This window comes from Mycobacterium parmense (assembly GCF_010730575.1).
GTDB classification, from domain to species: domain Bacteria; phylum Actinomycetota; class Actinomycetes; order Mycobacteriales; family Mycobacteriaceae; genus Mycobacterium; species Mycobacterium parmense.
Map to the genome: position 1 here is coordinate 5,867,988 of NZ_AP022614.1, position 17,686 is coordinate 5,885,673.

Genomic DNA, 17,686 nt, shown 5'->3' on the forward strand with positions numbered 1-17,686 from the left:
CTCAGCGCACCCCGCGCGGGCGGAACTGGATGCTGACCCGCGGGCCCGACGGCGCCGATGTCTTGGGAACGGCGTGCTCCCAGGTGCGCTGGCACGAGCCGCCCATCACCAGCAAATCGCCGTGCGCCTGCGGCAGCCGCAGGGACGGACCGCCGCCACGGCGCCGCATCGCGAAGGTGCGGGTGGCGCCGAGGCTCACGATCGCCACCATCGTGTCCTCGGAGCTGCTGCGGCCGATGGTGTCGCCGTGCCAGGCGACGCTGTCGGACCCGTCTCGGTAACAACACAACCCGACGGTGGTGAACGGTTCGCCGAGCTCGCCGGCGAAGATGTCGTTGAGCCGGCGCCGCAACCGCGCCAACGAGGGGTGCGGGGGCTCCTCGGTGGTCAGGTCGTGGAAGCTGACCAGCCGCGGCACGTCGACGACCCGGTCGTACATCTGACGGCGTTCGGCCCGCCACGGCACCGCGGTCAGCAGCGCGTCGAGCAGACCCTCCTCGACGGACGGGTCGCCGGCCAGCCAGCCCGCGCGGATCTCGATGAAGGCGCCGTCACCGAGGTCCCGGCGCTCGGTGTGCGCAAACAGGGAGTCTTGAACCGCGATCTCCACGCGACAGAGTTTATCGCACACCCGTTCGATCGACTCGCCGCTGCGCTCCGGGAGCGCCGGGCCCGGCGCGGCTACGGTTGACGTCATGAGTGTGGTCGGGTTGGGCACCACGTCCGAAGTGGGTGCGTTGCGGATCGCCATTCTGCACCGGCCGGGCGCCGAGCTGAGCCGGCTCAGTCCGCGCAACATCGACCAGCTGCTCTTCGACGGGTTGCCCTGGGTTGCGCGCGCGCAGGAGGAACACGACCGGTTCGCCGAGCTGCTGCGGTCGCGCGGTGTGGAAGTCCTGTTGCTCTCGGACCTCCTCACCGAGGCGCTCCACCACAGCGGCGCCGCGCGGATGCAGGGCGTGGCGGCCGCGGTCGACGCCCGTCGGCTCGGAACGCCTCTGGCGCAAGAGCTTTCGGCCTACCTGCGCGGCCTGGAGCCCGGTCGGCTGGCGCAGGTCCTCATGGCCGGGATGACGTTCAACGAGCTGCCGTCGGACACCAGGACCGATGTGTCACTGGTGCGGCGCATGCATCACGGCGCTGACTTCGTCATCGAACCTCTGCCCAACCTGGTGTTCACCCGCGACTCGTCGATCTGGATCGGGCCGCGGGTGGTCATCCCCACGTTGGCGCTGCGGGCCCGGGCCCGCGAGGCCTCGCTGACGGATCTGATCTACGCCCATCACCCGCGGTTCACCGGAGTCCGTCGCGCCTACGAATCGCGCACCGCTCCCGTCGAGGGCGGCGACGTGCTGCTGCTCGCGCCCGGCGTGCTCGCGGTCGGGGTCGGTGAACGGACCACGCCGGCCGGGGCGGAAGCGTTGGCGCGCAGCCTCTTCGACGACGGGCTCGCCGAGACGGTGCTCGCGGTTCCCATCGAGCAGCGTCGAGCGCAGATGCACCTGGACACCGTGTGCACGATGGTGGACACCGACGCGGTGGTGATGTACGCCAACGTCGTCGACGCGCTGTCCGCTTTCACCATCCGGCGCGCGCCGGACGGCGGCGTCACCATCAGCGACGAGTCGCCCTTTCGGGAAGCGGCGGCCGCGGCGATGGGGATCGAGAAGCTGCGGGTCATCGACACCGGTCTGGATCCCGTGGTCGCCGAGCGCGAGCAGTGGGACGACGGGAACAACACGCTGGCGCTGGCGCCCGGTGTCGTGGTCGCCTACGAGCGCAACGTGCAGACCAACACCCGCCTGCAGGAGGCGGGCATCGAGGTGCTCACCATCGCCGGGTCCGAATTGGGCACCGGCCGTGGCGGTCCGCGCTGCCTGTCCTGTCCGGTTGCGCGGGACTGAGTCGCCTAGCGCCAGCTGGGCAGCCAGATCTCCATGTTCCACGTCTGTTGCGAGATCGGCAGACCGGTGAGCACCGGGAACAGCCAGGCGAAGTTCGTCACCACCAGGGCGACATAGGCGCTGACGGCGATCAGCCCGAGCGTGCGCCGCTCCGGGTCGGCGCCGAGCCCGCGGACGGCGCGGCGCGTGGGGGCGTAGAGGATGTCACCACAGATCAGGGCGATCGCCATCACCAGGAACGGCGCCATGGTCGCCGCATAGAAGAAGTACATCTGCCTGTCGATGTCGGCGAACCAGGGCAGCCACCCCGCGCAGTAGCCCACCCAGACCGCCGCGTAGCGCCAGTCACGGCGCACCAGCATCCGCCACGTCGCGTACAGCAGCACCGGCACCGCCAGCCACCACATGGCGGGAGTGCCGACCAGCATCTCCGCCTTGACGCAGGACGAAGCGCCGCATCCGGACACGTTCTGCTGGTCGATGGCGTAGAGGACCGGCCGCAACGACATGGGCCAGGTCCACGGTTTGGATTCCCACGGGTGGTGGTTTCCGGCCGAATTCGTCAGTCCCGCATGGAATTCGAACGCCTTGGCGGTGTAGTGCCACAGCGAGCGAACGGCGTCGGGCAGCGGAATCACGCCGTGCGGTCCGATCGACTGGCCGACCTCGTGCCGGTCGATCGCGGTCTCGGAGGCAAACCACGGCGCGTAGCTGGCCAGATAGACCGCGAGCGGAATGAACCCCAGCGCATACGCGGTGGGTACCAGGTCGCGGCGCGCCACTCCCATCCACGGCCGGGTCACCTGGTACTGGCGCCGGGCGGCGACGTCGAACGCCAACGACATCGCGCCGAAGAACACCACGAAGTAGAGGCCCGACCACTTTGTGCCGCAAGCCAACCCGAGCAGCACGCCGGCGCCGAACCGCCACCACCGCACGCCCAGGCGCGGGCCCCAGACGGTTTCGGCGTTGCGCCCCGCCAGCAGCGCGACGTGCATACGCAGGCGGACCTGATCCCGGTCGACGATGAGCGCGCCGAACGCGGCGACGACGAAGAAGGTGAGTATGCCGTCCAGCAACGCGGTCCGCTCCGCGACGAAGCTGACCCCGTCGCAGATGACCAGCAGGCCGGCGATCGCGCCGACCAGCGTCGAGCGGCTGATGCGGCGGACGATCCGCATCACCAGCACCACCGTCACCACACCGAGCAGCGCGCCGGTGAATCGCCACCCCACCCCGTTGTAGCCGAACAGGGCTTCCCCGAGCGCGATCAGTTGCTTGCCCACCGGCGGGTGGACGACCAGGCCGAACCCCGGGTTGTCCTCGACGCCGTGGTTGTGCAGGACCTGCCAGGCCTGGGGCGCGTAGTGCTTCTCGTCGAAGATCGGTGTGCCGGCGTCGGTCGGCGAGCCCAGGTTGAGGAAACGGGTCACCGTCGCCAGCAGCGCGATCACACCGCTGACCACCCAGCCGCGGATCTGATCGGCGGGCCCGAAGTCCGCGACCGGGACCACCGGGCCGGGGCTCACGACGGGCCTGACGCGCTCCGCGCTGTTCAGCGAGTCGACGGGGGTTTCGCGGGGCGGGGCGGTCATCGGTGTCGATCGTAGGCTGTCCGTCATGACCTCCGGTCGCCTGCTGCTGGGCGCGACTCCGCTGGGCCAGCCGTCCGACGCCTCGCCACGCCTCGTCGACGCCCTCGGCCGTGCCGACGTGGTGGCGGCGGAGGACACGCGCCGGGTCCGGACCCTGGCCAAGGCGCTCGACGTGCGGATCGCCGGCCGGGTGGTCAGCCTGTTCGACCAGGTCGAGGCCGCGCGGGTGGAGCCCCTGATCGCCGACGTCGAGGCGGGTGCGACGGTGTTGGTGGTCAGCGACGCCGGGATGCCGCTGATCAGCGACCCGGGCTATCGGCTGGTCACCGCGTGCGTTGCGGCCGGCCTGCCGGTGCAATGCCTGCCCGGGCCGTCGGCGGTGACCACCGCGCTGGCCGTCTCGGGGCTGCCGTCGGAGAAGTTCTGTTTCGAGGGCTTCGCCCCGCGGAAAAAGGCCGCCCGCCGGGCGTGGCTGGGCTCGCTGGCCGCCGAGCGACGCACGTGTGTGTTCTTCGAGTCGCCGCGCCGGCTGGCTGCGTGCCTGCGCGACGCCGTCGAAGAACTCGGCGGCGCCCGCCGCGCGGCGATCTGCCGCGAGCTGACCAAGGTCCACGAGGAGGTGGTGCGCGGGTCGCTCGACGAGTTGGCGGCGTGGGCCGGCGACGGCGTGCTCGGCGAGATCACCGTGGTGCTGGCCGGTGCCACCCCCACCGCCGACCTGCCGAGCCTGGTGGCGCGGGTGCGGGAACTCGTCGCCGAAGGGATCCGCGTGAAGGACGCATGCACCGAGGTAGCCGCCGCGCACCCGGGTGTGCGTTCGCGGCAGCTCTACGACGCCGTGGTGGCGTCACGCCGCCAGTGAGGGGTCACCTCAGCTCAGGGGGTGCAGATCCCGATCGGCCCGATTCCGCCCGCACAGAAGCGCGGATGCGGAAGAGCCGGGGGCCCGGGCAGCGGCGGAGGCGCCGGGAGCGCGGGCAGGGCCGGTAGCGCGGCCGGCAGCGCAGGCAGGGCGGGCAACGCCGGGGCGGCGGGCAGCGCCGGGAGCGCCGGCGCCGCGGGCAGGGCCACCGCCGGCAGGGCCGGTGCGGCGGGGAGACCCACCGCGGGCAGGCCGATCGACGGCACGCTGACCGCCGGGATGGCCGCGGCCGCCGCCGGCAGCGCGGAAGCGGCCATCGCCGCCCCCGGAATGGCGCCGAGACCCGGAACCAAGTTGAAGCCCGGGAGGCTCGGCAGGCCGATGTTCGCCGGCAGCAGGCCGGCTTCCTTCAGGTAGAAGAGCGCGATCGCGGCGGTCGAGGCGGCGCTCACGACGCCCGTTCCGATGCCCACGAGGCTGCCGCCCACACCGACGACGCCCTGCGCCACCGACACGGCCACGGCGGCGCTGTTCGGCACGGCGGCCAGACCGGCGATGCCGGGCAGCTGCCCGGCCAGGCCGTACGGGTCGGGAATGCCGCCCAGGCCCACGCCCGGTACGGCGCCCAGGCCCCCGCCCGGAGTGCCGACGGCCGGCGCGCCACCCAGTCCCGCGCCCGAGCCGGCCACGCCCGGCACCACCCGGGCGGCCGACGGGCCCGCACCGGCCGGCGGGGTCGGGCCCCCGGGCGGCGGTGTGACGTTGGCGGCCGGGGCGAACTCGGTTGCTGCCGGCGGTGACGCTGCCAGCGGCTTCGGCGTCTCGGGCATGAGGACCGACGCGAGTCGCTCGCACTTCGCGTTGGGGCCGCATGAACCGACGCTCGGCACGGCAGGCGTGTTCACCGTGGTTACCGGTGTTGCCGCCAATGTCCCCCCCAGGACCGCGGCGGCCGCGGCACCAATGACAGCGATTCTCATGTTGGACCCCTCAAGAAGTCGACCCGCGCCCGGCACAGATCAATGCCTGGATCATAAACGCAATTTGCCAGTGACGCGGGCGTTATGTGAAATCACCGACGGGCCGCCGGCATCAACCCGCCGTGGCGATGAGCGGCAGCCCGATCACCGGCGACGCCTTGTGCAGGCATTCCGCCCACTCGGCGTCGGGGTCGGAGTCGGCCGTGATCCCGCCGCCCACCCCCAACACGGCGGTGCCCGCCGCGTCGAACTCAACGGTGCGGATGGCGACGTTGAGTTCGCACCCGGCGATCGGCGACGCCAGGCCGATCGTGCCGCAGTAGATCCCGCGCCGGTCCCGTTCCCACTGCGAGATGAGCTCGCGCGCGCGTCGCTTCGGGGTGCCGGTGACCGACGCGGGGGGGAAGGCGGCGTCCAGCAGCGCCGCCATCGGCAACTCGACGGGGACCGTCGCCGACACCGTCGACACCAAATGCCACACGCCGGGCGCGCGCCGCACCACCAGCAACTCGGGCACGCTGACCGTGCCGACGGTCGCCACCCGGCCGAGGTCGTTGCGGACCAGGTCGACGATCATGATGTTCTCGGCCACCTCCTTCGCCGACGCGCGCAGCGCCGACGGCCACGCGTCCAGCGGCAAGGTGCCCTTGATCGGGCTGGACGTCACCAGGGCTCCGCGCCGCCGCAGGAAGAGCTCCGGAGACAGCGAGGCGACCGCCCCCCACGGTCCGGCCAGGTAGGCGGCCCGCGCCGGGCCCGTCCGCGCGACGGCGTCGGCGAAGAAGTCCAGCGGGGCCCCGGTGACCGTCCCGGTGAGCTGTGTGCACACGCACGCCTGGTAGACCTCCCCGGCGCGGATCGCCTCCAGGCAGGCCAGCACCCCGGCCCGGTGCGCCGGGCGGTCGGCGCCGCCCCACACGATCCGGCAATCGCCCGCCCGGACCGGCCCCGAGGCCAGCGCGCCCGCCAGCCAGTCCGGCATCGGCGCACCCGACAGGCTCTCGTGCCACCATTGCCCGTCCCGGTCGCGACGCAGCACGCGGTCGGTCCAGCCGCCGGCCGCTTCGGGAATCCGGTGCGGCCGCTCGTCGGCCCCGGAATCGGGATAAGAGAGGTAGCCGAACCAGCCGCCGCCGACGGCGTCCGCAGCCGCGGCGCGCCCGTCGTCGGCCTGGCCGACCGCGAACGCCTCGCCTGCCTCGACCGGCCGCACCGAGAGGCTCGGCGCAATCACCGCGAGCGAGCCGAACCAGTCACCGGTCAACGCGGCAGGCGGGGGAAGGTCGAGCCGGCCGGCGGCGTCACCGACCGCGCGCAGCACCCCGGCCACCTCACCGAGGTCCCCGAGCCGGTCGATTCGCACGGTCCAAGCTTGACAGATCCGGCGATCGCGGCGGCTGTGCCGGTCGCGGCCTCGAGTGCGGCCGTTTCACCGGGCCGTGTCGGATTCTCCGGCGGCGCGCACGGTTTGAGCCGGTGCGCCGTGGGCGCCCGGGCGGTGTGCGTGGTCACGAGCAAAAACTCGCCTCTAGCTGGGCGGGTTGCGCATGTTACGCTGCGCTACACCAAATCCGTGGACTGGCCCCGGCGCCGAAACAGAGACACGAAGTTGGGGTTCGAGGCCGCGCTCGCGTACTCGCAGAACCGACTTGGTAGACGACCACCGCCCTGTTCGCGCCCGGCGCCCCGCTGGGACATGTGCTTCGTATCGGAGGAGATGTTGCCGCGCAGCCTGGCCCTCGTCGTGACCTCCGTGGCCACCCAGCTGATGGAGGCCACCGGCGCGACGGCTACCCAGGTGAGCGAGAACGTGCTGGCCCAGCTTGTCGAGCAGTTCGAGCTGGACGCCAGTTTCCTGCGCCATCACGACCACGACATCCGCGCGTCGGTGTTGGTCGCCGAGTGGCCGAAGCGCGTCAACGCGCCAGACCCGGACCCGATGGCCGTCGTGCATTTCAACAGTGCGGACCCGGTGCTCGCGCGGTGCGAGCACGGCAGGAAGCCGGTCGTGGTCCGGGCGAGCCCGGCGAGCCGCAGGTTCCCGCGCCGGCCCGGCGGGGCCAAAGCGCCGCCGTCACCCTCGGTCGCCGCGGCGCCGTTGGTCTCGGGCGACGCGACCACCGGTGTCCTCGGGTTCGTCAAATTCGGCGCCAGGAAATGGAAGCAGGGGGAGATCAGCACGCTGGAGGCGGTCGCCGCGCTGTTCGCTCAGCTGCAGGCGCGCATCGCGGCCGAGGAGCGGCTTCGTTACCTGGCCGAACACGACGACCTGACCGGTCTGCACAATCGCCGGGCGCTGGTGGGTCACCTCAACCAGCGACTGACGGCGGGAAGTCCCGGGCCGGTGGCGGTTCTGTATATGGACCTGGACCGTTTGAAGCCAATCAACGACTGCCTGGGTCACGCGGCCGGCGACTGGTTCATCAAGGTGTTCGCCCAGCGTATCCGCGTGTGCGCGCAGAACAGCATGATCGCCCGGCTGGGGGGCGACGAGTTCGTCGTCATTCCCGAGCAACCGATGGCGGCGGCGGCCGCCGAGGCGTTCGCGCGGCGGCTGGGGACCATGCTGTGCGAGCGTCTGACCATCGGGGGCCACATGATCACCCGCTCGGTGAGCATCGGCGTCACCGTCGGGGTGCCCGCGCGCGACGACAGCACCGACGTGTTGCGTCGCGCCGACGAGGCTGTTCTGGTGGCCAAACGCGCGGGCGGCAACCAGGTCGCGGTGTCCACTGACGACATGGCGCTCAAGAGCGCCTTCCGCAACGACATCGAGCTGCACCTGCAGGGTGACATCGACGGCGAGGCACTACTGCTGCATTATCTGCCCGAGGTCGACCTGTGGACGGGAGCGATCGTGGCGGCCGAGGCGCTGGTGCGCTGGCGGCACCCCATCTGGGGGCTGTTGCTGCCCGACTCGTTCATCGGGGTGGCCGAGTCGACCAACCTGGCCGGCCAGCTGGGCCGGTGGGTGATGCGAAGTGCCTGTGCGGAATTCAGCCGCTGGCGATCCAACGGGGTGGGGCTGGGCGCGGTGTTGCGGATCAACGTCTCACCCGCCCAGCTGATCACCCGCGGCTTTGTCGAATGCGTCGCCGAGACCATCGACGAGTTCGGCATCGACGGTGGATCGGTGTGCCTGGAGATCACCGAGCGCGCCGTGGTGCGCGACATCGACACCACCCGCAAGACCCTCTCGGAGCTCAAAGAGGTCGGGGTGCAGATCGCCATCGACGACTTCGGCACCGGCTATGCCGTGCTGTCGCACCTGAAGTCGCTGCCGGTCGATATCCTCAAGATCGACACCGGGTTCGTCCGCGACCTGGGCACCAACGCCGGCGACCTGGCCATTGTGCGGGCGATCATCGGCCTGGCCGAAGCCTTCGGCCTGCAGGTGGTGGCCGAAGGTGTCGAGACACCCGCCGCCGCTTTGACTTTGATGCAACTCGGATGCCATCGCGCGCAAGGGTTCCTGCTCTCCCGCCCCGTGCCGGGCGACGCCATGGAAGCCCTGCTGTCGGCGCGCTGGATGCCGATGCCCTTCCTCGCCGACCGCGAGGCGCTTTCCATGGGCGCGATCTAGCCCCGGTGTTGACATTTCGATCGTGGAGGTACGGCCCGGCGGCCGTCGTCGCATGCGCGACGCTGGTGCTGGGCGCGTGCGGCGGCCACCCCGACCCCGGCCCGCTGTCGGCCATGCTCAGCCCGGAAATACCGCCGTCGGTCCAGGAGATACCGAACCCGCTGCGGGGCCAGTACGAATACGGTCTGAATCCGCTGTTCCCGCAGGGGAATCCGGCACAGCAACGATATCCGGCCTGGCCGGCGTCGGATGACGCGAGTCTGCGCGTCTCGTGGCGGCAACTGCAACCCGCCGATCCGCACACCCTGCCACCGGACGCGCCCGACGACGCCAGGTACGACTTCAGCGCGATCGACGACGCGCTGACCAAGCTCGCCAACCGGAACATGCGGTTGGTCCTCGGCGTGTACACGTTCAAATCCTGTTGCAGCGATTCATATCCCGACAACACCAACGTCGCGATCCCCGACTGGATGCGCTCGTCGGCTACCACCTATCCCGGCGGGCCGAACAGCTCGCCCGCCGGCGTGGCGCAAGTGGTGCCCAACTGGAACGACCCCAACTACCTCGAGGCCTTCGGCCAGCTGATCGGCGCGCTCGGCCGCCGCTACGACGGCGACGAACGGCTCAGCGTGTTCGAATTCTCCGGTTACGGCGACTCCGGCGAGAACCAAGTCGGCTATCTGCACGACGCGCTGGGAGCGCCGATCCCCTCCGCGGGCAACAGCGTTGCGGCCCTGGGGTATTACAGCCAGTCTCCTGACCAGACCATCACCGCTGCGTCGGTCCGCCGACTGGTCGCTGCACATGTGGGCGCGTTCGCCCACACCCAGTTGGTGGTCGCCCCGCAGAACCCGGAGATCGTGCGCCAACTCTTCGCCGACGACGTGACCAAGAAGCTCTCCGGACCGGTGGGCATCCGAGCCGACCGCCTGGGAGTGCAGGCGCCGCTGCCGGCGTGGGCCGAGGCCAACGATTCGCACTACGTGCAGACCAACGATGCGGCGGTCGCGGCGATCAAGCAGCGGCTGGCGGTCGCCCCGGTGATCACGGAATGGGGCAGGGCGCCCGCCGGAACCGACTCCCGCTCCTATTACGAGAGAGGGCTGCACGACGTCGTCCACTATCACGTGTCGATGACTTCGAGCACCGACTTCCCGGACCGAGACGCGACGTCGGCGATGGACCCCGCCCTGTATCCGATTTGGGCACAGGCTAATTCGTCTTCCGGATACCGGTATTCGGTCGAGGCGCAGCCGGGATCGCAGTCGATCCACGGGAAGGTGGCCAGCATATCGGTGGTCTGGACCAACTACGGTTCGGCGGCCACCACCGAGCAGTGGGCGCCCTCCTACAAGTTGGTGGATTTCAGCGGGGCGGTGGTCCGGAGTCTGCCGTCGACGACCAACCTCAAGGCGTTGGTCCATGACGACTCCAGCGCGTCGCGTGAGGAGGCTGTTCCCGAACCCGCCACCGAATCGGTGCACGTCGACCTGACGGGCCTGGCTCCGGGGCACTACACACTGCGGGCTTCCGTCGACTGGCAACAGCACAAGCCCAACGCGTCACATGTGGTGAACTACCCGCCGATGACGCTCGCCCGTGATGGCCGTGACAACCTGGGGCTCTATCCGATTGCGACGCTTGACATCCCGCGTGATGCGTCGGCCGGCTCAGTTCAGTGAGTGCGCGCCGAAGGGACTCACGACCGCTTTCTCGCCGGCGAACGCCTCGGCGTAGCGGGTCAGCAATGTCGACGTAGAGGGTGGGGTCCAGCAGATCGGACTCCCCGCTCAGCGGGATCACGGGGGGCGCTCCGTCGTGGGCGCGGGCGCGGGAGGCGTCATCGCGCGCGAGGCCCGCGCGTCATCGTCGCGCGTCCGGGTCGACACCGGCCGGGGCGACGTCCGGTTCGACGCTCGCCGTGAACTCGGCGACGAGTTGGCGCAGTACCGCCGGGGCCTGCGCGCCCATCGACTCGAACATGTCGGCGTACGCGCTGAACTGCTTGTCCAGTCGTTTCGTGCGTTCGTCGGCCGACAACGGAACCGTGCGCGCGTCCGACGTCGACCCGCGTCGGCCGTTCGCGGCGGAATCGGGGCCCCGTAGCCGGCCGGCCGCCGTGGCAGTGGCTTTGTGTCGAGTGGTCAGGAACGGCATGTGCTCCTCCTCGCGCTAGAAGTCGCCCGAGAGGAGGGCGGCCCTGCGGTGCGCCCCCCGGCGCGGGCGTGGGCGTAGCCCCGACGGGCGGTAACTATCAACCACGTGACAAATAATTATACATACGGTAGGTATGTTAAAAAGTCCAGAACCTACTGTAAGTTATAGCCCTAGGAATGTTTGGTCACCAGTGTTGGAAAGCCATGCGCGCCTGCATACTGCTAACCTCATAAGCGGCCTAAAGGCGTCCGATACACGCCGGCGTGCTCGCTCAGGGCCGGAGTGTGGGCTCGCTCGAGGAGGTCATGGTGTCGGTGAACGCGATCGACCCTGCCGGCGGGCCGACCATGACGGTCGGCCTCGCGCCTCTGTGGTGGCGCTGCGTCCCCGTCCGGCCCCGAACCCGGTTCCATGACCGATAACGGTAATGACGGGCGCGCGGATACGACTCGGAAACAGATCTTGCGGGCCGCATCTCATCAGTTCGCGCAGCGGGCCTATCACGACGTCGGCCTCGACGACATCTTGACCGAGGCCGAACTGACCAAGGGCGCGATGTACTTCCACTTCCGTTCCAAGCACGCCCTGGCCGTCGCGATCATCGAGGATCAGACCGCCGCCGGCACCATCGCCGTCGAAGATCTGCTCTCCCGCAACCTCTCGGGCCTCGAGACGCTGATCGACTTCTCCTTCCTGCTGGCCGCGCAGGACATCCAGACCGACGCGGTCAGGGCGGGACTGAACCTGCTGGAATCGGTGGGGCGGTCCGAGGGCCTGCAGGAGAGGTTGTTCGAGGGCTGGGTCCAGGCGCTGGCGGTGGTGGTCGAGAAGGCCATCGCCGATGGTGACGTGAACAAGCGGTGCAGCCCGCGGGACGTGGGGCGCCTGGTGGTGTCGTTGCACATGGGGCTGCGGCAGACCAGCAATCTGGACGAACCCGAGCGGTTCCTGCTGGACCTGGAGAAGAGCTGGTCGCTGGTGCTGACCGGGATCCTGCAGCCCAACCGGATCGACTACTTCAGCCAGTTCGTGCGGCGGCGTACTGCGCTCGCGATCACCACGCGCCTGAGCGACGTGGAGTCCGATTGAACAGGCCACCACACTCACGCGATCCCAAGCGCTGCGAGGGGCAGTTGTTAGGCTTAGTGCCCTTGCAGCAGCCGACGAGACGTCGATATCCGAAATCTGCGCAGATCCACGGAACTCCGGAGGGGTAGGGGCGATGGCGCGTCAAGTTCGATCCGAAGCCACCCGGCGAAAGATTCTCGATGCCGCGATTGATGTCTTCGGCGACGTCGGCTACGCCGCCGCCGCCTGGGGCACCATCATCGAGCGCACGGGGATGACCAAGGGTGCCCTGTATCACCACTTCGACTCCAAGGAGTCGCTGGCGTCGGCCATCATCGAGGAGGGCTCGGACACTCTGCTGGTGGCCTTCCGCAACGTGTGCGGGGCCTCTTCCCCGGCGCTCGAGAACATGATCCACGGCACGTTCACGATCGCGAACGCGGTCCGGTCGGACAAGGTCGCCCGCGCGGCCGAGCAATTGACCTGCGCGCTCAGCGGATTCAACGACGCGGCCGCGATTTTCTGCGCCAGCCTGATGGAGCTGATGTCCGCGGAGGCGCAACGGGCAAGCGAAGAGGGGGACCTGCGGCCCGGCCTCGACCCGAAGATGGTGGGGGAGTCCGTCGTCGGCGACATGCTGGGCACCCGCTTACTGGCCAACGCGGTGCGGGCCACGGGAATCGACGAGGATCTCATCGGGCGCACCGGCCGGATGTGGGAACTCCTCCTGGCCGGCATCGTGAACGAGACGTCGTTGCCCTACTTCCGCCAGTTCCTTGCCCGGGAAGCTTTGCGGCACGCCCAGTCGCAGGCGTCGCTGCTGCCGGACGGCGTGATGGTCCCCGAGGTCAACTAGGTATCGGCCGTCGCGTCCGCGTCACCTCAGACTTCGGGGGTAGCGGGCTGGTAGCGGGGGAACACTCCGGCCGGCGCCGGCAGCGCCGTCCCCGGTGCCAGCCGCGCGCCGATCGCGGTGAACGCGCGTCGCCCGGCCGGCTGCCCCAGCAGGTCCAGAAGTTTGCCGGCCGATTGAGGCATGACGGGCTGCACCAGCAACGCCGCGATGCGGACCGCCTCGCAGGTGGTGTAGAGCACCGCGCGGAACCGCGCCTGGTCGGCGTCGGACTCGCTTTTGCGCAGGACCCACGGCTGCTGCGCCGAGAAGTACCTGTTGGCCTCGCCCAGCATCAGCCAGATCGCCTCGAGCGCCAAGTGCATCGCCTGGGCGTCGAACTGGGCGCGCACCCGCTCCAGCAGACCGTCGGCCGTCGCCAGCAACTCGGTGTCGGCGGGGGTCAGCTCGCCCGGATCGGGCACCACCCCGCCCAGGTTCTTGGCCACCATGGACAGCGACCGCTGGGCCAGGTTCCCCAGCTCGTTGGCCAGGTCGGTGTTGATCCGGGTGACGATCGCCTCCTCGCTGTAGCTGCCGTCCTGACCGAACGGCACCTCCCGCAGCAGGAAGTAGCGCAACTGATCGACGCCGAACGTCTCGGTCAGCGCTATCGGGTCGACGATGTTGCCCACCGACTTGCTCATCTTCTCGCCCTTGTTGAGCAGAAATCCGTGCGCGAACACCCGTCTGGGCAGTTCGATGCCGGCCGACATCAGGAACGCCGGCCAGTAGACGGTGTGGAAGCGGATGATGTCCTTGCCGATCATGTGCAGGTCGGCGGGCCAGTAGCGGCGGAAGAGCTCCGATTCGGTGTCCGGGTAGCCGACCCCGGTCAGGTAATTGGTCAGCGCGTCGACCCACACGTACATGACGTGATCGGGATGCTCGGGCACCTTCACGCCCCAGTCGAACGAGGTGCGCGAGATCGACAGGTCGCGCAGCCCGCCGGAGACGAAGCTGACCACCTCGTTGCGCCGGACGTCGGGCGCGATGAAGTCCGGGTTGGCCTCGTAGTGGGCGAGCAGCTTCTCCGTGTAAGCCGACAGCCGGAAGAAGTAGGTCTGCTCTTCGGTCCAGGTCACCGGCGTGCCGGTCTCGACGGCGACCCGTGTGCCGTCGACCACCGCGGTCTCGGACTCGACGAAGAACCGCTCGTCGCGCACCGAATACCAGCCCGAATAGCTGTCCAGGTAGATGTCCCCGGCGGCTTCCATCCGCCGCCAGATGTCCTTGGAGGCCTCGTGATGATCGGCGTCGGTGGTGCGGATGAACCGGTCGAAGGAGATGTTCAGCCTCTCCTGCAGGCGCTGGAACACGTCGGAGTTGCGCCGCGCCAGGTCGGCGGTCGAGATGCCTTCGGCGGCCGCCGTCTCGACCATCTTGAGGCCGTGCTCGTCGGTGCCGGTGAGGAATCGCACGTCGAAGCCGTCGAGCCGTTTGAACCGGGCGATGGCGTCGGTCGCGACGTACTCGTAGGCGTGCCCGACGTGCGGATTGCCATTGGGGTAGGTGATCGCGGTGGTGATGTAGTAGGGCCTCATCGAGAGTCAACCTTATTGTGTGCGCGTGAGCTCTGATCGACGACAGCGAGACGCCCCGCCCGCGCCCGAGCCGCTGGCGCCGTTGATCGACGCCCACACGCACCTCGACGCGTGCGGCGCGCGCGACGCCGCGGGCGTGCGGGCCATCGTCGATCGCGCCGCCGCGGTGGGCGTGGGCGCGGTGGTCACCATCGCCGACGACCTCGACTCGGCGCGCTGGGTGACGCACGCCGCCGAGTGGGACGAGCGCGTCTATGCCGCCGTGGCGCTGCACCCGACCCGGGCCGACGCGCTCGACGACGCCGCCCGCGCCGAGATCGAGCGACTGGTGACCCACCCGCGGGTGGTGGCCGTCGGCGAGACCGGCCTGGATCTGTACTGGCCGGGGCGTCTGGACGGCTGCGCTCCGCCCGAGGTGCAGCGGGAAGCCTTCGCGTGGCACATCGACCTGGCGAAACGGTGCGGGAAGCCCCTGATGATCCACAACCGTGAGGCCGACGACGAGGTGCTCGACGTGCTGGCGTCCGAAGGCGCCCCCGACGCGGTCATCTTCCACTGCTTCTCGTCGGACGCGGCGATGGCCCGCCGTTGCGTCGACGCCGGCTGGCTGCTCAGCCTCTCCGGAACGGTGAGCTTCCGCAACGCTCGCGCGCTGCGGGAGGCCGTCCCGCTGATCCCGTCCGACCAGCTGCTGGTCGAGACCGACGCGCCGTTTCTGACGCCACACCCCTACCGGGGCAGGGCGAACGAGCCGTTTTGCCTTCCCTATACTGTTCGGGCGATCGCCGAACTGGTCGGTCGGCGCCCCGATGACGTGGCGCGGGCGACCACGGGCAACGCCCGCCTCGTGTATGGAATGCCGGCGGCGGGCGCGGATTCCCATCCGGGCGACATCTAAACCCGTTCACCCGCCAGAGTTGCCCAACCTTGGCCAGTTCGTTACCGTCTTGTGATCGAACGCTTGGGCCTAATGCGGGCCCTGTTTTTTGTCCTGTGGTGCTGATTAGGTCGTTGGAGTGGTTGGGGTAGACGCGCGTTGACTGTACTGACGAGACTTCATCAATCCCCGTCTCCCATGTTGCGCCTCGTCGTCGGTGGCCTGCTCGTCGTCCTGGCCGTCGCCGCCGGTTTCGCCGTTTCCGTTGCCAAGACCGTGACGCTGACCGTCGACGGGGTCGCGATGCGGGTGAGCACCATGAAGTCGCGGGTCATCGACATCGTGCAGGAGAACGGCTTCGCCGTCGACGAGCGTGACGACCTGTACCCCGCCGGCGACGTCCAAGTCGGCGACGCCGCCAACATCGTGCTGCGGCGCAGCCGGCCGCTGCAGATCTCGCTGGACGGCCAGGACGCCAAGCAGGTGTGGACCACCGCATCCACGGTGGACGAGGCGCTGGCCCAGCTCGCGATGACGGACACCGCCCCGGCCGCTGCCTCGCGCGCAAGTCGCGTCCCGCTGGCCGGCATGGCGCTGCCGGTCGTCAGCGCCAAGACGGTCCAGATCAACGACGGCGGCGCGGTGCGCACCGTGCACCTGCCGGCGCCCAACGTCGCCGGCCTGCTCAGCGCGGCCGGCACCCCGCTGGCCGAGAGCGATCAGGTGCAACCCGGCGCGGCCAGCCCGGTGGTGGACGGCATGCAGATCCAGGTGACCCGCAATCGCATCCAGCGGGTGACCGAGCGGATCCCGCTGCCCCCCGCCTCGCGGCGCGTGGAGGACCCGGACATGAACATGAGCCGCCAGGTGGTCGAGGACCCCGGCAGCCCGGGCTTGCAGGACGTGACGTTCGCGGTGGCCACCGTCAACGGCGTCGAGACCGGCCGGTTGCCCGTGGCCAACACGGTGATCACCCCGGCCCATGACGCGGTGGTGCGGGTGGGTACGAAACCGGGCACCGACGTGCCGCCGGTGACCAACGGATCCATCTGGGACGCCATCGCGGGCTGCGAGGCCGGCGGGAACTGGGCGATCAACACCGGCAACGGCTACTACGGTGGCGTGCAGTTCGACCAGGGCACCTGGGAACGCAACGGCGGCCTGCGGTTCGCCGCGCGCGCCGACCTGGCCACCCGCGAGGAACAGATCGCCGTCGCCGAGGTGACCCGCGACCGTCAGGGCTGGGGTGCCTGGCCGGTGTGCAGCGGCAGAGCTGGTGCGAACTGACCATACGGCTGCTCGGGCGCACCGAGATCAGACGGATTGCCAAGGAACTCGAATTTCGGCCACGAAAATCGCTGGGACAGAACTTCGTTCACGACGCCAACACCGTACGTCGGGTGGTGTCGACCGCCGGGGTGGGCCGGTCCGACGAGGTCCTCGAGATCGGCCCGGGTCTCGGGTCGCTCACGTTGGCGCTGCTCGACCGCGGCGCCGCAGTCACCGCCGTCGAGATCGACCCGGTGCTGGCCGGCCGGCTGCCGGACACCGTGGCCGAGCATTCGCACAGCGAGATCCAGCGCCTGACGGTGGTCAATCACGACGTCCTGACCCTGCGGCGTGCCGATCTGGCGGTCGAGCCGACCGCGCTGGTGGCCAACCTCCCGTACAACGTCGCGGTGCCGGCGCTGCTGCATCTGCTCGCCGAGTTCCCCTCGATCCAGACCGTGACCGTGATGGTGCAGGCGGAGGTGGCCGAGCGGCTCGCCGCGGAGCCCGGCGGCAAGGACTACGGCGTGCCCAGCGTCAAGGTCCGGTATTTCGGCAGGGTGCGCCGCTGCGGCATGGTCTCGCCGACCGTGTTCTGGCCGATTCCCCGCGTCTATTCCGGGCTGGTCCGCATCGACCGGTACCCGACGCCGCCCTGGCCGGTCGACGAGGCGTTCCGCCGGCAGGTCTTCAGCCTGGTTGACATCGCCTTCGCCCAGCGCCGCAAGACGTGCCGCAACGCGTTCGTCGGGTGGGCCGGTTCGGGCAACGAGTCGGCCAACCGGCTCCTGGCCGCCAGCATCGACCCCGCGCGGCGCGGCGAGACGCTGTCGATAGACGACTTCGTTCGGCTGTTGCAGCGCTCGTCCGACGGCGCCGCCGGACCGAGTCCGGACACGGCCAACCCCCGCGCCTCTGCGAGCTGAGCGCCGGCAGCGATAGTCTGCTGCGG

The 17,686-nt window shown here is 69.8% G+C and carries 15 protein-coding genes; 9 read left to right on the top strand and 6 right to left on the bottom strand.

Features of this window, described 5'->3' with window-relative positions; translation table 11 throughout:
* Position 1: 1 nt before the first annotated feature.
* Entirely contained in the window at positions 2–610 is a 609-nt protein-coding gene (locus G6N48_RS27220; RefSeq protein ID WP_179969917.1) for an alpha-ketoglutarate-dependent dioxygenase AlkB family protein, read from the bottom strand.
* An 85-nt stretch (positions 611–695) separates the two neighbouring features.
* On the opposite strand from G6N48_RS27220, the gene arcA reads away from it, so the two are divergent.
* Positions 696–1,904 carry an arginine deiminase gene (gene arcA, locus G6N48_RS27225; protein WP_085269785.1) on the top strand — a complete coding sequence of 403 codons (1,209 nt, stop codon included), beginning with the start codon at positions 696–698 and terminating at the stop codon, positions 1,902–1,904.
* Positions 1,905–1,909: 5 nt separating this feature from the next.
* Here the strand turns inward: arcA and G6N48_RS27230 are convergent, their stop codons facing one another.
* Complete coding sequence (locus G6N48_RS27230; protein WP_085269784.1) at positions 1,910–3,499, bottom strand: dolichyl-phosphate-mannose--protein mannosyltransferase; 1,590 nt, start codon at positions 3,497–3,499, stop codon at positions 1,910–1,912.
* Between the two features lie 25 nt (positions 3,500–3,524).
* On the opposite strand from G6N48_RS27230, the gene rsmI reads away from it, so the two are divergent.
* Positions 3,525–4,361, top strand: coding sequence for a 16S rRNA (cytidine(1402)-2'-O)-methyltransferase (gene rsmI / locus G6N48_RS27235; RefSeq protein ID WP_085269783.1), 837 nt, complete (start codon positions 3,525–3,527; stop codon positions 4,359–4,361).
* 14 nt (positions 4,362–4,375) lie between these two features.
* Here rsmI and G6N48_RS27240 read toward each other — a convergent pair whose 3' ends face one another.
* Positions 4,376–5,191 carry a hypothetical protein gene (locus tag G6N48_RS27240; RefSeq protein ID WP_232066732.1) on the bottom strand — a complete coding sequence of 272 codons (816 nt, stop codon included), beginning with the start codon at positions 5,189–5,191 and terminating at the stop codon, positions 4,376–4,378.
* Positions 5,192–5,453: 262 nt separating this feature from the next.
* The gene (locus tag G6N48_RS27245) at positions 5,454–6,704 is read right to left on the bottom strand and encodes an aminodeoxychorismate synthase component I (protein WP_085269781.1); all 1,251 of its coding nucleotides are present in this window, start codon (positions 6,702–6,704) and stop codon (positions 5,454–5,456) included.
* Positions 6,705–7,061: 357 nt separating this feature from the next.
* Here G6N48_RS27245 and G6N48_RS27250 point away from each other — a divergent pair, with 357 nt between their 5' ends.
* Together G6N48_RS27250 and G6N48_RS27255 are read left to right on the top strand one after the other, a co-directional pair.
* Positions 7,062–8,924, top strand: a complete 1,863-nt coding sequence (locus tag G6N48_RS27250) for a putative bifunctional diguanylate cyclase/phosphodiesterase (protein WP_085270106.1) — start codon at positions 7,062–7,064, stop codon at positions 8,922–8,924.
* Between the two features lie 5 nt (positions 8,925–8,929).
* Complete coding sequence (locus tag G6N48_RS27255; RefSeq protein WP_372511320.1) at positions 8,930–10,609, top strand: hypothetical protein; 1,680 nt, start codon at positions 8,930–8,932, stop codon at positions 10,607–10,609.
* 181 nt (positions 10,610–10,790) lie between these two features.
* On the opposite strand, the gene G6N48_RS27260 is transcribed toward G6N48_RS27255, so the two are convergent.
* Positions 10,791–11,084 (bottom strand): PE domain-containing protein, encoded by a 294-nt coding sequence (locus tag G6N48_RS27260; RefSeq protein WP_085269780.1) that lies wholly within the window; start codon positions 11,082–11,084, stop codon positions 10,791–10,793.
* A 411-nt stretch (positions 11,085–11,495) separates the two neighbouring features.
* On the opposite strand from G6N48_RS27260, the gene G6N48_RS27265 reads away from it, so the two are divergent.
* Both G6N48_RS27265 and G6N48_RS27270 read left to right on the top strand, forming a co-directional pair.
* The gene (locus G6N48_RS27265) at positions 11,496–12,173 is read left to right on the top strand and encodes a TetR/AcrR family transcriptional regulator (RefSeq protein ID WP_085269779.1); all 678 of its coding nucleotides are present in this window, start codon (positions 11,496–11,498) and stop codon (positions 12,171–12,173) included.
* Positions 12,174–12,306: 133 nt separating this feature from the next.
* Positions 12,307–13,008 (top strand): TetR/AcrR family transcriptional regulator, encoded by a 702-nt coding sequence (locus G6N48_RS27270; protein ID WP_085269778.1) that lies wholly within the window; start codon positions 12,307–12,309, stop codon positions 13,006–13,008.
* A gap of 26 nt (positions 13,009–13,034) precedes the next feature.
* Here the strand turns inward: G6N48_RS27270 and metG are convergent, their stop codons facing one another.
* Positions 13,035–14,588 (bottom strand): methionine--tRNA ligase, encoded by a 1,554-nt coding sequence (metG, locus tag G6N48_RS27275; RefSeq protein WP_085269777.1) that lies wholly within the window; start codon positions 14,586–14,588, stop codon positions 13,035–13,037.
* A 19-nt stretch (positions 14,589–14,607) separates the two neighbouring features.
* Here metG and G6N48_RS27280 point away from each other — a divergent pair, with 19 nt between their 5' ends.
* From G6N48_RS27280 to rsmA, 3 genes are all read left to right on the top strand, one after another.
* Entirely contained in the window at positions 14,608–15,486 is an 879-nt protein-coding gene (locus G6N48_RS27280) for a TatD family hydrolase (RefSeq protein ID WP_085269776.1), read from the top strand.
* Between the two features lie 138 nt (positions 15,487–15,624).
* On the top strand, positions 15,625–16,752 hold the full coding sequence (locus G6N48_RS27285) for a resuscitation-promoting factor (protein WP_197745611.1): 1,128 nt from the start codon (positions 15,625–15,627) through the stop codon (positions 16,750–16,752).
* Positions 16,716–17,660, top strand: coding sequence for a 16S rRNA (adenine(1518)-N(6)/adenine(1519)-N(6))-dimethyltransferase RsmA (gene rsmA, locus G6N48_RS27290; RefSeq protein ID WP_085269774.1), 945 nt, complete (start codon positions 16,716–16,718; stop codon positions 17,658–17,660). Before G6N48_RS27285 ends, rsmA begins: the two co-directional genes overlap by 37 nt.
* The last annotated feature ends 26 nt before the right edge of the window (positions 17,661–17,686 follow it).